General features: G+C 58.2%; 15 protein-coding genes. 5 read left to right on the top strand and 10 right to left on the bottom strand.

Annotated features, from left to right (window positions below):
* Nucleotides 1-4: 4 nt before the first annotated feature.
* Nucleotides 5-415 carry an MmcQ/YjbR family DNA-binding protein gene (locus HBA49_RS05135; RefSeq protein ID WP_040431848.1) on the top strand — a complete coding sequence of 137 codons (411 nt, stop codon included), beginning with the start codon at nucleotides 5-7 and terminating at the stop codon, nucleotides 413-415.
* Here the strand turns inward: HBA49_RS05135 and HBA49_RS05130 are convergent.
* Nucleotides 392-808, bottom strand: coding sequence for a MarR family winged helix-turn-helix transcriptional regulator (locus HBA49_RS05130; protein WP_005526582.1), 417 nt, complete (start codon nucleotides 806-808; stop codon nucleotides 392-394). The genes HBA49_RS05135 and HBA49_RS05130 overlap by 24 nt on opposite strands.
* A gap of 53 nt (nucleotides 809-861) precedes the next feature.
* Here HBA49_RS05130 and HBA49_RS05125 point away from each other — a divergent pair, with 53 nt between their 5' ends.
* On the top strand, nucleotides 862-1,209 hold the full coding sequence (locus tag HBA49_RS05125) for a hypothetical protein (RefSeq protein ID WP_050773696.1): 348 nt from the start codon (nucleotides 862-864) through the stop codon (nucleotides 1,207-1,209).
* Nucleotides 1,210-1,250: 41 nt separating this feature from the next.
* Here the strand turns inward: HBA49_RS05125 and dxs are convergent, their stop codons facing one another.
* The 5 genes from dxs to dut form a co-directional block, all read right to left on the bottom strand.
* The gene (gene dxs, locus HBA49_RS05120) at nucleotides 1,251-3,182 is read right to left on the bottom strand and encodes a 1-deoxy-D-xylulose-5-phosphate synthase (protein ID WP_005526096.1); all 1,932 of its coding nucleotides are present in this window, start codon (nucleotides 3,180-3,182) and stop codon (nucleotides 1,251-1,253) included.
* 143 nt (nucleotides 3,183-3,325) lie between these two features.
* Nucleotides 3,326-4,558 (bottom strand): class I SAM-dependent RNA methyltransferase, encoded by a 1,233-nt coding sequence (locus HBA49_RS05115; RefSeq protein WP_005526477.1) that lies wholly within the window; start codon nucleotides 4,556-4,558, stop codon nucleotides 3,326-3,328.
* On the bottom strand, nucleotides 4,548-5,231 hold the full coding sequence (locus HBA49_RS05110) for a DUF3159 domain-containing protein (protein WP_370443791.1): 684 nt from the start codon (nucleotides 5,229-5,231) through the stop codon (nucleotides 4,548-4,550). The genes HBA49_RS05115 and HBA49_RS05110 overlap by 11 nt, the downstream gene beginning before the upstream one ends.
* 92 nt (nucleotides 5,232-5,323) lie before the next feature.
* Nucleotides 5,324-6,247: a DUF3710 domain-containing protein gene (locus HBA49_RS05105; RefSeq protein ID WP_005520919.1), complete on the bottom strand. Its 924-nt coding sequence runs from the start codon at nucleotides 6,245-6,247 to the stop codon at nucleotides 5,324-5,326.
* Between the two features lie 69 nt (nucleotides 6,248-6,316).
* The gene (gene dut, locus HBA49_RS05100) at nucleotides 6,317-6,790 is read right to left on the bottom strand and encodes a dUTP diphosphatase (protein ID WP_040431849.1); all 474 of its coding nucleotides are present in this window, start codon (nucleotides 6,788-6,790) and stop codon (nucleotides 6,317-6,319) included.
* A gap of 160 nt (nucleotides 6,791-6,950) precedes the next feature.
* On the opposite strand from dut, the gene HBA49_RS05095 reads away from it, so the two are divergent.
* Complete coding sequence (locus tag HBA49_RS05095) at nucleotides 6,951-7,499, top strand: DUF3093 domain-containing protein (protein WP_005525850.1); 549 nt, start codon at nucleotides 6,951-6,953, stop codon at nucleotides 7,497-7,499.
* Nucleotides 7,500-7,609: 110 nt separating this feature from the next.
* Here the strand turns inward: HBA49_RS05095 and HBA49_RS05090 are convergent, their stop codons facing one another.
* Both HBA49_RS05090 and HBA49_RS05085 read right to left on the bottom strand, forming a co-directional pair.
* Nucleotides 7,610-7,903, bottom strand: a complete 294-nt coding sequence (locus tag HBA49_RS05090; RefSeq protein WP_005520916.1) for a DUF4193 domain-containing protein — start codon at nucleotides 7,901-7,903, stop codon at nucleotides 7,610-7,612.
* A 451-nt stretch (nucleotides 7,904-8,354) separates the two neighbouring features.
* Entirely contained in the window at nucleotides 8,355-9,353 is a 999-nt protein-coding gene (locus HBA49_RS05085; protein WP_225866099.1) for an inositol monophosphatase family protein, read from the bottom strand.
* A gap of 127 nt (nucleotides 9,354-9,480) precedes the next feature.
* On the opposite strand from HBA49_RS05085, the gene ppgK reads away from it, so the two are divergent.
* Both ppgK and HBA49_RS05075 read left to right on the top strand, forming a co-directional pair.
* A complete protein-coding gene (ppgK, locus tag HBA49_RS05080) occupies nucleotides 9,481-10,233 on the top strand; it encodes a polyphosphate--glucose phosphotransferase (RefSeq protein WP_005520913.1) in 753 nt (250 codons plus the stop codon).
* A 311-nt stretch (nucleotides 10,234-10,544) separates the two neighbouring features.
* Entirely contained in the window at nucleotides 10,545-12,398 is a 1,854-nt protein-coding gene (locus tag HBA49_RS05075; protein WP_040431850.1) for an RNA polymerase sigma factor, read from the top strand.
* Nucleotides 12,399-12,492: 94 nt separating this feature from the next.
* Here HBA49_RS05075 and HBA49_RS05070 read toward each other — a convergent pair whose 3' ends face one another.
* Together HBA49_RS05070 and HBA49_RS05065 are read right to left on the bottom strand one after the other, a co-directional pair.
* Nucleotides 12,493-13,167, bottom strand: a complete 675-nt coding sequence (locus HBA49_RS05070; protein WP_005526343.1) for a DUF4190 domain-containing protein — start codon at nucleotides 13,165-13,167, stop codon at nucleotides 12,493-12,495.
* A 201-nt stretch (nucleotides 13,168-13,368) separates the two neighbouring features.
* Entirely contained in the window at nucleotides 13,369-14,580 is a 1,212-nt protein-coding gene (locus HBA49_RS05065; protein ID WP_005526348.1) for a DUF418 domain-containing protein, read from the bottom strand.
* Nucleotides 14,581-14,608 lie beyond the last annotated feature (28 nt).

Genomic DNA, 14,608 nt, shown 5'->3' with positions numbered 1-14,608 from the left:
CTTCATGGCCACGATACCTTTGCGTTTTTCTCATTCGGATCCTCTGCTTGTGCGGGTGCGCGAGTTGGCGTTGCAGCTGCCTGGCGCGCAGGAAAAGGTGTCGGTGGGGTTTCCGGCATTTTATACCCGGAAGGTTTTTGCGTGGTATGGGATGGCGGTGAAGGATGCTGCGGGGGTGTGGCAGCATCCGCCGTCGGTGTCGTTGTTATTGCCGAGGGAGGAGCGGCAGGCGGTGTTGGCGATGCCGGATTCGTTTGTGCCTGGCTATATTGGTCCGCGTGGTTGGGTGGGGTTGCGGTTGACGGATGACACGGATTGGGTGGAGGTGGGGGAGCTGATTGAGGAGTCGTTTCGCGCCACGGCGTCGAAGCGGCTGGTACGGATGTTGGGGTCAGGGGATTTCGGGGAGCAGTAGGTCGAGGGCTACTTGGGCTTGGGGGCTGAGGCCCTTGCGGATTTCTTGGTCGAGTTGGTGCGCGATGGTAGTGCATTCGTGCAATAGTTGCGAGCCGGCGGGGGTGAGTTGCACGATTTGGATGCGGCGGTCGGTGGTGCTGCGGGCGCGGGTGATTGCGCCGCGTTCGACGAGTTGGTCGGCGAGGGCAACGACGAGGCTGGGGGCTATGCCGAGTTGGGTGGCGATGTCGCGTTGGGAGTTGGCGAGTCCGGCGTCCACTATGGCGAGAAGTCCTACTTGTTTGTGGCTGAGGCCGAGTTTTTCGATTCTAGTGCTGAATTCTTGGGTGATGTGGGTGCCGAAGACACCAAGTTTGAAGCTGGCTGTGGTGATGAGTGGTTGGTTGTTCATAGGGTTGATGCTAACATCAGAATTAATTCAAAATTGAACGATTATAGGAGTGAATGATCTTGATTTGGTGGGCCGCCCTCATCAATAGCATTGCCGCCGGGGGTGCCGTGGGGTTTGCCGGCCTCGCCCTCATGAACCCCACTGTGTTATGCAGCAATGCCACCACACATCGGTATTATCCGGCCATGTACGCCAGCCGTTCCATCCCGCTCAATATTATGGTGGGCATTCTTGGCTGGTTGAGCGCAAATCCGGCCGTGGTGGTTCCCCTCGTGGGTGTCGCCCTTGTCACCCAGCTTTTCGACGCCGCTATCGGCGGAATTTACCGCATCCCCGGAATGATCGCAGGCGGCCTTATCGCTGCTCTCTGCCACGGTGTAGCCCTCATGACGGTGCTCTGACCACCCACACACCCACCTTGGCGGCGTCGACAAGCTCCGTGTTACTGCTCTAGCTGGTCTTCGTCACTGGCCGCGGGTGGGAACAGCTCATCCACCCAGGCCACCGCCGATTGCACGCAACCGGCATCATCCAGGCCCACCTCGGCCAGGAGCTCGTCGCGGGTCGCGTGGTGGGGGAAGATCTGCGGAAACGCCAGGTGCCGGATCGGGGTGAACACCCCCGCATCGGACATAGCCGTGGCGATCATGGAGCCGATGCCACCAGTAATAATCCCGTCCTCAATGGTGATGACGAGATCGTGGGCATCCGCCAGGGTCACCAGGGTCGGGGCCACCGGCACCACCCACCGGGGATCGACCACGGTCACCGCCACCCCGGCCTCGCTCAGGGCGTCCGCAACGGCTAACGCCTGACCGATAAATGCGCCTATGGCGACGATCAGCACCACCGGCACGTTGTCCTCGTCCGCGCTGGCGTCCGTGTAGCGAATGATGTCCACCCCATCGTCGAGGGTTTCCACCGCCGGGATCACCGGCGGCAGGGTGCCCTTCGGGAACCGCACCACCGTGGGGGTGTCCATGGCGATGGCCTCATGAAATAGCGCTTTGAGCTGGTCGCCGTCCCGCGGCGCCGCCACGTGAATGCCCGGCACCATGCCGGTGATCGCATAATCCCACACCCCATTGTGGCTGGCGCCATCCGAACCAGTCACCCCGGCGCGATCCAATATCACCGTCACCGGTAGGTTGAGCAGGCCCACATCCATGAGGAGCTGATCGAACGCCCGGTTGAGGAATGTGGCGTACACGGCAACAACCGGGTGCATGCCGCCCAGGGCCAGGCCGGCGGCGGAGGCGATGGCGTGCTGTTCGGCGATACCCACATCGAAGAATCGGCGCGGGAATTCTTCCTGGAATGGGGTGAGCCCGGTGGGTCCGGGCATGGCTGCGGTGATGGCTACGATGTCGTCTCTGCTGCGGGCCACGGCAAGGAGTTCTTCGCTGAACACGCCGGTCCAGTCGGGTTTTTTCACCTGGAGTGGCAGACCGGTTTCGGGGTTGATTTGCCCAGTGGAGTGCATGAGCTCCGCCACGTCGTTTTCGGCAGGTGCGTAGCCGCGGCCTTTTTCCGTCACCACGTGGACGAGCAGGGGGCCGTCGTGGTCGCGGGCGTATGCCATGGCGGCGTCGAGGGCTTTTTGGTGGTGTCCGTTGACTGGGCCCACATATTTGAGCCCCAGGTCGGAGAACATTTCGGTGGGGATGACGCTGGATTTCACGCCTTCTTTAAAGGCGTGGAGCGCTTCGAATGTGCGCTCCCCCACCCAGCCGAGGGATTTCAGGGTGGCTTTGCCTTGCTCCATGACCTGGTCATAGCGGTTGTGAATGCGGAGGTTAGCGAGGTTTTCGGCCAGGCCACCAATGGTGGGCGAGTAGCTGCGGCCATTGTCGTTGATAATGATGACGACTTTACGGTCGTGACAGGCAGCAATGTTATTGAGCGCTTCCCAGCACATGCCGCCGGTGAGGGCCCCGTCGCCGACGACGGCGATGATAGTGCGGTCGGATTGGCCGGTGAGTTGGAAGGCTTTGGCCAGGCCATCAGCGTAGCTGAGCGCCGCGGAGGCGTGGGATGATTCTGTCCAGTCGTGTTCGCTTTCGGCCCGGTTGGTGTAGCCACTTAATCCGTCTTTTTGCCGGAGGGTGTCGAATTGGTTGGCCCGGCCGGTGAGGATTTTGTGCACATAGGATTGGTGGCTGGTATCGAAGATGATGGGGTCGTGGGGGGAATTGAAGATGCGGTGAATCGCAATGGTCAATTCAACCACCCCCAGATTGGGGCCTAGGTGGCCGCCGGTGGCAGATACTTTGGCCACGAGAAAGTCCCGGATTTCTTGCGCTAATTGGGTAAGTTCGGGGTAGTCCAGGCGCTTCACATCGGCTGGGGTGGAAATTGTGGGAAGGATATTCATCAGCCTAAAAATGCGCCCTTTCACTGCAACGGACGATGACAACAACGAAACGAACATCTGTTTTAGGTGGCGTGTTTTTCATTTCCGCACCGATCCAGATGCTGAGATTATCCTACCCTGTTGGGCCACAACTTTTAAGAAAATCAAGGTTGTAGCAATCCTAGGGTCTCGAAATGGTGGGTTCCGGGAAATGCGTTGACGACAACGATGTCGCTGAGGTGGTAGCCGGCTTGGGACCAGGCCCGAATGTCGGTGGCGAAGGTGGCTGGGTCGCAGCCAATATGTATGACACGCTGGGGTTTTCGTGCGGCAATGCGGGTTACCACGTCGGCGCCGGCGCCGACACGTGGCGGGTCGAGCACGACAACGTCGGGTTGGGGCAGGGTGTCTACCAGGTTGCCGACTAGTCCGATGTGGAAGTGCACGTCATCCCCGAAGGTGACTTGGCCGCTGGTGGCCATAATCCGGGCGGATTCCACCGAATGGATGTGCGAATTATTTCCTAGGGCGTGGTGCAGGGCGGGCACGAGGGCGCCCACGCCACCGTAGAGATCCCAGCCGACTGGTTCCACGCCGTATTGGCCGCCGGTCACCCACTGGGTAATCAGGTCCGAGTAGGTGGATAATGCCTGGTGGTGGGCTTGCCAAAAGGCGGTGGGGGGCAGGGTGAATGTGTACTCCCCCACTTTCTGTACAACGTCGCCGGTGCCGGAAATGACCTTGGTGATGATTTCGCTGCGGCGCCCCCGGGCGGGTTTGCGGACTTCCACCACGTGCCGGGTGCCGTCGTCATCGAGGACCGCAATAACTTCCGCACCGGGGGTGAAACGATGATTCGAGTCTGCCCCCACGATACTGTCGGGGCCGTCGCCGAGCAGACCAGGCATGGGCTGAATGCAGCGGTGGTCGGTGACCAGGTCATGGGAGTGGGCTTTGCGGAACCCGGCACGCCCTGCCCGGTCGACGCCGAGGCGGATGCGGCTGCGCCACCCGGTGGTGGGGAGCAGCTCTTGGGCGGTGATCGACGGCAAAGCAGCCAATTTGCCAAGCTTGGTGAGCTGCCCGGTGAGGATGGTGGTTTTGAGTTCTAGTTCGGCTTCGGGTTTCAAGTCGGCGAAGTCGCAGCAGCCGGCGCCGTGGGCGGCGGCGGGACACCGGTTGGGAACCCGCAGTGGTGAGGGGGTCACTATGTCGACGAGTGTGGCCTTGGCGTAGTTCTTTTTCACCTGGGTGATGCGGGCTTCCACCACGTCGCCGGGGTAGGTGCCGCGGACGAAAACGACGCGCCCGTCAAGGTCGCCGATGCCCACGCCGCCGTGGGCGGGTCTGGTGATGGTGGTGGTGATGTGGTCGCCGTGCGTGAGGTTAGTGGTCACGTGTGGGTTCCTTCCGAAGTGTCGGCTTCGAGCTTGTCGACGCCGGATCGGGGGCGGCATCGGTGGTGTCTGTTTCATCTGAGTCGTCGTCGGTTTCGTAGCCAGCGTCGATCATGGCGGTGCGGGCGCAGCGCACCATCCATACGGTGAAGATGGTGACCAGGCCGGTGAGCGGCCAGCCCATGAGGATGCTGACGACCCCAAGCCCGGTAACGTTATCGGCCTGGTAGAAGAGTTGTTTCACGAGGAATCGGGCGAGGAAGACCACCGCCCACCCTAGGGTGGCCCAGGTGTAGGCCCAGCGGGCGCCTGGAACTTTTTGCCAGGTCATGCCGTCGCCGTTGATGCCTTTCCAAATGATGCCGACCATGGGCCACCGCACCAGGATGGAAATGAAGAACACGATGGCGAGGAGGAGCGACATCCAGATGCCGTAGGCGAAGTATCCTTTGGCGGAGCCGGTGTACCAGGCGATAGCGGCGCCAATCCCAACCCCCATGAACCCGGAAATCGCGGGTTGCAGGTTTTCCTTGCGGATGAGTCGCCACACGAGGATGAGGGTGGCCATGCTCAGGGCGGCGATGAGAGCGGGGTTGAGTCCCCATTTGTTGTTGACTGGCACAAACACCAGGATGGGGAGGGTGGAGGACACCAGCCCGCTGAGTCCGCCCATTTGTTCCAGTAGGGTAGGCGGTGGCCCGTCGGGGATATCGTCGCCGGGGTCATTAGGGTCGCCGTCGATAAGCTTTTCGCTGGTCAACTATGTTATTCCTTCGTATCATTGTCGGCCGCCTGGGCTGCTTCCTGGGCGGCTTTTTGGCGGCGTTCCATTTCTTTTTGCACTTGGGCGGCGAGCGGGCCGGGGAGCGCAACCGGCAGGGATGAGCCGGCCAGGATGGGGTCTTTGCCGCGCATGACAAAGGTTCGGGCGGTGATTTCCCGGCCGAGTGTTGCCATTTCGTCCGCGTGGTCGATCGGGGCGGCGAGGGTCATGCGTAGCATCCAGCGGGGGCCATCCACCCCGATGATGCGAACAATGCCGCCGCCACCGGGGGCGGAGCCGACGACTTCGCGGCCCCAGGGCCCGTATTCGACTACCACATCCAGGCCATCGTTGCGCATGCCTTGGGTGATTTCTTTCACGGTTTCTCGCCATTGGCCGGCCCGGGCGGGGGCGGCGAACGCCACTGGGGTGCACCGGCCGTGTTCGGTCAAAATGTGCAGCATTTTCGGGCCGTCGGCGCCCATCTCTACCTGCACTTCGGATTTGAACGGTAGGGGGATGAGCATGGATCCCAGGTTGAGTATTCCGGTGGAAAAATCGGAGAAGTCGAAGTCATCGATGTTCACCGAGTCGCCATCGAAGGGGCCGGAGTCGCCGTCAATAGCGTCGTGGACAGGGTCCGGGGTTTCGTCGTATTCGTCCCCCAGGATGGCACCAGAGGTTGAGGTAGCAGGGGCAGTATCCGGGGCAGAATCAGTTGGCTCCGCCGGCGCATCACCACTATTGTTGTAGCTGCGGCCTGCGGTAGCGTGGTGACTGTGCCGAGTGCTGCCGCCCCGGCTGGTATTGCTGGTGGTGTTGAGGTCTTCGTCTACTATGTCTTCTTCAAAGTCATCATCGTAGCTATCGTCGTAGTCGTAGTTGTTATCCTCGGCTTTTTTCTTAGAGAACGGCCACAGTGGCATGTTTCTCACCCTTTCGTTTTCCCCTGACCATATGCGTGGTGAATATTAGTCAAGAAATGTCATGGTTGGTTAGTCAATTCCCGTGGACCCGTAGCCCTGGTCGCCGCGAAGCGTATCGTCTAATTCGTCTACTTCGGCAAAGTCGAAGAGTTCCACTTTTTGGACTACTAGTTGTGCGATGCGTTCTCCCCGATTGATCTGGATTGGGGTGCGGGGATCGAGGTTGATAAGGCAGACTTTTAATTCGCCCCGGTAACCGGCATCAATGGTGCCTGGGGCATTGACCATGCCTAATCCTTCCCGGAGTGCTCGGCCCGACCGGGGGTGGATAAGCCCCACTGTACCAAGAGGTAGAGCAATGGCTATGCCGGTACCTATAAGGGCGCGTTCGCCCGGGTGAATAACGCAGGTTTCGGTGGAGTATAGGTCCACGCCAGCGTCACCGGTATGGACCCGTACCGGGATGGGGAGTTCTTTATCTATTCGTTTGATACGAATGTGATTGATGACGTTATTATTCACGGCGAGGTTACTCCTTGACATGGTGGTTATACAGTTGTGAATCGAGTGTAGTCAAGAAATCGCTCTTACTCCCCCGCCCCCACCCTCGACTACTAGTGTCGCCACCTATGGTTGGGCATCGTCAAGCATGCAGATATATGGGTTTCAAAGTGGATTAAAGACCTGGGGTGTTGAAGTACACTTGGCTACTGTGAGTAACAAGCAAGCACAGCCGAACACCGCAGAACCTAAGGTTTTGTATTCAGAGCGTCAATGGGTGCCCTGGTATTGGTGGTTAATCGCCGCATTTATTGTTGCGCTCATCTCTGCCCAGTTTGCTTTGAATCGGGCGGCGTTATGGCTTTATATTCCCGCGGTTGTGCTCAGCGTGCTTGCGGTGTGGGTGTTGGTGTGGTTGTCGTCCACGAGTGTTGTGGTCGAGGAAGACCCCGATGGTACCCGCTGGTTAGTGACGGGGCAGGCGAATCTGCCGCACACGGTGGTGTCGCGGTCGTTGGCGGTGCCGGCAACAGCTAAACGGAATGCTATGGGCCGGCAATTGGATCCGGCGGCGTTCGTGGTGTCGCATGGGTGGGTGCCGGAGATGGTAATGCTGGTGCTCGACGACCCGGAGGATCCCACACCGTATTGGTTGGTGGCATCTAAGCACCCAGAACAGTTATTGGCCGCGTTTTTGCCAGAGCAACAGTCCGACGCCGACCAGGCTGCGGTCACCACCCGTAACGCATAACCGCCTTCATCACCTTATCCTCATGTAGGGTTCCTCAAGGTTCCCTCGCGCCGCATCAGGTTTGCGCAACTGCGGGGGCAGGTGGTGAAGGCGTGAGCGGTGAACGCGAGTTAGGCGCAGTCCTTACATACGATGGAGCCATCGGGCTCGGTGTGGTCGATGCGGCTATTATTCTGCACGAGGAAGCACACCGAGCAGGTAAATTCGTTCTCCCTGCGGGGAATCACTGTGACGTTGAGTTCTTCGCCAGCAACATCAACGCTGGGCAGGTCGAAGGGTTCAACGATTTCTCCGTCGTCGTCCATGTCGTTGGTGACGTTTTCTGCCGCCTTGAGACCTTCGAGGGAATCAGTTTCGATCTCGTCCTCAGCGCGACGACGTGGTGCATCATAGTCGGTTGCCATAAGACTTTTGCTTCCTATTCAGATTAATAATGGATACGATAAATTAAGCCTTGCGACCCAGCTGGTAGCACCGTCGCGCAACACGTCGTGCGGTGCCACTACCGTTATTGGTCAGGTTGCCGATAGTTTTACACGCTTTTTATCACTGATGCGGCTAAATGTGCTCAGTGTCGCTCACAATGGTATGTGATGTAGGAGTGGTGACTACCCCCACCCCATACCATCGTCGGATCATTATCCGTCGCCGACGACCTATGAGTCATTCAATCCCACAGTACAAAACCGGTATCACTCCCGTTTTTACTGGCTTCGTGGCGCATCTTAAGGCACAACATGCCATGTTGTCATATTTCCCCACCCAGCGCCGCTCATGACGCTTCCGCAAAACCGGCAACTAGCTGCGATTATGATAGTAAATTCACACGGGGTGGAAAATGCGTATTATCCCCGGTTAACCGTATTGATTGTCGGGAAGCGCCGTGGGAATTTTTCGCATGACGGTCGCAAACTGGCGGGCAATCCCCGGCGCGCACGCCCACACCAGATTCTTGTCGGTCTCATGATGGTGAGGGCTGCCATATCGGGGGGTTTCCACCACGGCCCCGGCCTCCAACGCGACCAGCGCCCCCGCGGCGTAGTCCCATACGTTCGTGGCGTGTTCGTAATAGGCTTCTACCTGACCGTCGGCAACGGCGCACAGGTCGAGGGCGGCGCTTCCCCGGCGGCGAATGTCCCGAATGGTGCCGATAAGTTCCCCCAGGATTTCGACTTGTTTTTTGCGCCGGGCGGCGGAGTATGAGAATCCGGTGGCCACCAGGCTGAGGGTCAGGCTGGTTTCGGTGGATGTGGTAATCAGCCGCGGCGGGGTGTGCGGCCCCAGGGTGATGGCGCCCCCATTTTTACTGGCAACCCAGAGTTGTCCGGTGGCAACATTGAGGACAACACCGGCGACGGGGGTGTGGTCGATTTCGGCGGCGAGCGAGACCGCGTATTGGGGTTGGTTATACAAGAAGTTGACGGTGCCGTCGATGGGGTCGACGATCCAGGTGACGCCGGTGGTGGCGGTGGTGGCGGTGCCCTCCTCCCCGATCATGCCGTCGCCGGGACGGAGCTCGGTGAGCATGGTGCGGATGACTTCTTCGGCCGCGGTGTCGACAATGGTCACGGGGTCGACATCGGAGGATTTGGTGGTGGTGACGGCCTGGAGGTTTTCGATGGCGGCACGGCGTTCGGCGATGACCTTGGCCGCGGCGGCGGCGATGGTGACGGCGGTGCGGGCAAGTTCGGCGTAGCGTTGTTCCTCAGAGTGCTCTGCGAACCCTTCGGTGAGGAAGCTGGTATCGTACTGGTAGTCGAACATTTCCGCTTGTCGACGCCCGCCCCAATGGTGGGCGGCCTGGGTGATTGCGGAAACCCGGAGATCGTGATAATTCATGTCGGTTAAGGGCATAGAACCCATTATGCCGATGGACCCCACGCCATTGCGAACGTGATAAATATCACTTATCAAGCATTTCTTCGGTTGAGTCATAGGAATTTTGTATTATGCGCTGCCGGTTTTCAGTAAACTAGCCCTTATGACCCGGATTGGATTTGGTATTGATGTTGGCGGCTCTGGTATCAAGGGCGCCCGAGTTGATCTTGACACTGGTGAATTTATTGGTGAACGCATCAAAATATTCACCCCTCAGCCAGCAACCCCTGATGCGGTTGCTGCCACCTGCGCCGAAATTGTAAAGATTGCCGAATGGCCGGATGCGGTGGGTATCACATTGCCGAGCGTGATTAAGAATAAGGTGGTGTTGTCGGCGGCAAATATTGATCCCAGTTGGGTGGGGATTGATTCGCATGAGTTGTTCGCCAAGCATCTGCCGGGAACGGATGTGCATGTGCTCAATGATGCGGATGCGGCCGGGGTGGCGGAGGCCCATTTCGGGGATCCGTTGGCGAAGTCGGGTGCGGTCATGATGTTGACGTTTGGTACAGGCATTGGTTCGGCACTGCTGATAGATGGTGTGGTGTTCCCGAACACAGAATTGGGCCATATGATCGTTGACGGCCAGGACGCGGAGAATATTGCGTCATCCCGCATCAAGGATGTGGAGGAGTTGAGCTACAAGAAGTGGGCCGCCCGGGTGGATAAGGTGATGCACGAGTATGAGCGGCTGTTTAACCCAACAGTGTTTGTGGTGGGGGGCGGGATTTCCCGGAAGGCGGATAAGTGGGTGCCACTGTTGACGATTGAGACTCCGGTGGTGCCGGCCCAGCTTCGGAATCGGGCGGGCATTGTGGGCGCCGCAATGGCGGTGGAAGCCGGTTTGCACCCATAGCATTGGGAAATCTTCCTCACCGAAGGCGCTACCCTGATGGGCCACCCCGGCCCATCAGTAAGTTTGTGATGTAATCCACCTTTCGGCCCGTCGTAAAGCAAAAGTGCCACTTGGGTGGTGGGTGGAGAACTAATCAAGTCAGCATTTTTTGTGCACTTGTTTTATAATGGCATGTTGTCCATGACAGGGAAGCACGGTTTCAGCGCCTTTTGTAGTTTTCAATCAAAATTTTTACCAATTGGTTGGGAATCTTTTTGTGGCTGCTGAGGTGTACACAACCCATCTAGTAGTTCTAGTTTCATCCACAGTCAATGATTTTTCCAGGCGAAAGGGCGTACGTGGCAGCCACTGAGAATTCAGATACTTCCGCAACCGCACGCATTGGCGGCAGCTCCACCGAGGGGGCGGCTTCAAGCGGCACTCCACAACCGGCAACCAAGAAGGTTGCAAAGAAAACCGCCCGAAAGGCAACTGCCCGCAAGGCAGCACCGCGTACCGCTACCCCGGCCACGCCGGAGGCACCAGCTGCTGGTGTTAGTGCGGGAGAGTCCACCACGACTGCTCCTGCTGCGCGTCGGTCAGCGGCGAAGAAGACCACCACCAAGAAAACCGCGGCGAAGAAAAGTGTAGCGAAAAAAACCACGGCAAAAAAGACCACTCGGAAAGCTGCCCCCAAAAAGGCGGCTGCAACTGATGCTACCGAGGTGACGGCGGTGGCTGATGTCGCAGCTACTGCCGATACGCCGACGGCACCAGCCAAGAAAACTGCGAAAAAGGTCACAAAGAAGACCGCGAAGAAAACTACCAAGAAGGCGACGAAGAAAACCACGCGGAAAACCGCGGCCAAGAAGACCACGGCAAAAAAGACTGCCGCGAAAAAGACCGCGGCCAAGAAAACCGCTGCGAAGAAAACTACCCGCAAGGCTGCGGTGACCGCCGCGAAGAAGCAAGCCGTGGCGCCGAAGTCGATCAAGATGGATGATGACCTCATTGAGGATGAGGATTCATTGCTGGAGCCGGATTCCGACTTTGATTTGACCAATGGGTTGAGCAATTCCGATGTGGACGGCTATGAGGATGATCAGGATGCGGTCATAGATCCGCACCTCAGCGACGATGACGACGCCATGCCACCCGTGGACGAGGAAGATGAAGATAGTTCCTCGGTGTGGGATGAGGACGAGTCGGCTGCGCTGCGGCAGGCCCGGAAGGATGCGGAGCTTACCGCGTCGGCGGATTCGGTGCGCGCCTACCTCAAGCAGATCGGCAAGGTTGCGTTGCTCAATGCGGAGCAGGAGGTGTCGCTGGCGAAACGCATCGAGGCGGGCCTGTATGCGGACTACCGCATGAAGCAGATGGAGAAGGCCTACAGCAATGGCGATAAGGAGGCAAAGCTGACGCCCGCGGTGAAGCGGGATTTGCGGGCCATCGCCCGAGATGGCCGGAAGGCGAAGAATCACCTGTTGGAGGCCAACCTACGACTGGTGGTGTCGTTGGCGAAGCGGTACACGGGTCGCGGCATGGCGTTTCTGGATTTGATTCAGGAGGGCAACCTGGGGTTGATTCGTGCGGTAGAGAAGTTCGACTACACCAAGGGTTATAAGTTTTCCACCTATGCGACGTGGTGGATCCGCCAGGCCATCACGCGCGCCATGGCGGATCAGGCGCGGACGATCCGTATCCCGGTGCACATGGTGGAGGTTATTAATAAGCTCGGCCGGATTCAGCGGGAACTGTTGCAGGATTTAGGCCGGGAGCCCACACCGTATGAGCTGTCAAAGGAAATGGACATCACCGAGGATAAGGTATTGGAAATCCAGCAATACGCCAGGGAGCCAATTTCGCTGGACCAGACCATTGGTGACGAGGGAGATTCCCAGCTGGGCGACTTCATTGAGGATTCCGAGGCTGTGATTGCGGTGGATGCGGTGTCGTTCACCCTGCTGCAGGACCAGTTGCAGGACGTGTTGCACACCTTATCCGAGCGGGAGGCCGGCGTGGTGAAGCTGCGATTCGGGTTGACGGATGGCATGCCCCGCACCCTGGACGAGATCGGTCAGGTGTATGGGGTGACTCGGGAGCGGATTCGGCAGATCGAGTCGAAGACCATGTCGAAGCTGCGGCACCCGTCGCGGTCGCAGGTACTGCGGGATTACCTCGACTAGCCGCCAGACTATTAGCGGGAAAATTTTCACCCCCACCGGTTGCGGTTTCCAACTGGTGGGGGTGATTTTATGCTATTGCTCATTCGCCTTTGTGCTAGGCGTCTTCGAGGCTGTTGTCGGGGAGGTAGCTGCGGTAATTATCATAATTATCATAGGTGTTACTATCGGTTGCTTCTACCACCGCATAGATTAAAAATCCGACAGCGATAATGGCGATGCACACGCTGGAAAGCACCAGGCCGGTAATGGCGAAGCCGGTCATACGGTTTTGCTCCACATAGTTTTTGCGGCGCACGAATGCCACAATGGAAACCGCCAGGGTCACTATTGCAATAGTGGGCGGCCACCACCCTATGAATATCAGCGAGGGAACACATAGCACCCCCATAATCATGGCAACCAGCCCCAGGTAGTTCTTGTTCTGCGGATCCACCGCCACCGGCGCGGGCGCATAGGGGTTGGCGGTATACGGGACCTGCTGCGGCGGCTGCATGTTTGGCCCGTAAGCCATGGGATTTGGTTGCGCAGGTTGCGCACCTATGCTGCCGCTTTGCGACGCCCCTTGCGGTGGCATGGGCGGCCCCTGCCAGGGGGCTTGCTGCTGGTTCTGCTGCCACTGTTGAGGCTGTTGTTGTGGCTGCGGTTGCTGCACCTGCTGTGGAGGTTGCTGTTGTTGCGCCTGTTGCGGTTCGGATTCGAAGGGGGATACTGGGTAAGCTTTGTCGTAAGGATTACTATGTGGTTGTTGCGGATTGTCGGGATACGTCATTAGTTATGTTTCTCCTATTGGTCACTTATATTTTGGCATATCCACCAGACATGGCAGAAGATATCCACCCAGCAAATCTTCACATATTACCCACACCCGCATGTTTTTAGCGCCTATCAGCTTGCGGAATCCTAGGGATGCCGCCCCAACCACTCCCCCACATTCATGGGGAGAGCATCATTGGGGCGTGGACACTGGTGGTTACGAAGCTGGTGCTAGTTGCGGGGTTTCACCATACACCCGATTCTTTTTGTATCCAATGCTCCGGTGGGCAATCTCTAATGGTCCGCGGTTACCTGTGAGTGACCACAGGTAGGCGAAGACAAGAGTGACCAGCCAAATACCGGTCGCGGTCACCGCCACTATGGCCACGGACTGCCCGGAACCGATGCCCAGGAACCAGGGGGTCATGATGAAGATGAATATGACCGATTGCAGCACGTAACCAGTCATGGACATGCGCCCCAAGGCGGTGAGCATGCGGATGGGCAGCGTATCAGTGAACTTGCGACGTTCCACCCAACCGGCAATCCACGAAATCCACACCACGGTTCCCGGCCCCGAGGCCATGCCCACAAGCGAGTTGAGGATATAGAAGAACTTTTCATGCCCAAGAATCCCAAGGCTGGCCAACCCTACCGGCAAACCAACCGCGATCACAATAATCACGGTGATGGCGGCGGCAATCCGCATGGGGGTGCGGAACTGTTCAGGATGCTCTAGCACCCCATTGCGGCCGGCGACGAATCCAATGAGGATCACCGATCCTACCAGGGGGAGGATATACGGGAACTGGAGAAAATTATACATAAAGGCCAAGGATGCGCCCCGGACCAATTGGTCCTGCACATAGCCGTGACCATAGCCGTGCAATAGTACTGCGTTCATGTCCAGGTAGGACCACAGGGCACTATTCATCACCATGGCTAAGACGAATAACACCCCGGCGGTGATGAGCAGGGTTTTATTCTTGGCGTTGCGCATGGGGATAACCAACACCAATATGATGAGGCCATAATTGAACATGATGTCCCCGTAGAAGAGAAAGACCATGTGCAGGAGACCAAAAAGGATCAACGCCCCATAGCGGCGCAGCAGGATTGCGCGGCATTGTTTCTTGGTGGCGCCCTTGCGTTGTTCCCGAACCAGGATCATGCCCACCCCGTAGCCTAACAGGGTGGCGAACATGGGCAGGCCCCTGGTGTGCACAAACATGTCTGCCAAGATGATGGTGAGCTTGTCCCACAGCGAATTATTGACGATGATCCCGGAGAGCGTCCTGTGGTATCCCTGTGGGGCATCGCCGCTCCTTAAGCTCCACGCGGTAATACCGTTAGCGATAGCAATCCCTAGAAGGGCCGCGCCACGAGCAAGATCCGGGGTAAGAATACGAACGGATGATGATGATTTCATGACATAAACCCGATTTCATTACGAGAAA

It is taken from the genome of Corynebacterium matruchotii (assembly GCF_011612265.2).
GTDB classification, from domain to species: domain Bacteria; phylum Actinomycetota; class Actinomycetes; order Mycobacteriales; family Mycobacteriaceae; genus Corynebacterium; species Corynebacterium matruchotii.
Note: the sequence above shows the minus strand (reverse complement) of the source record. Positions and strands in the feature narration are given on the sequence as shown.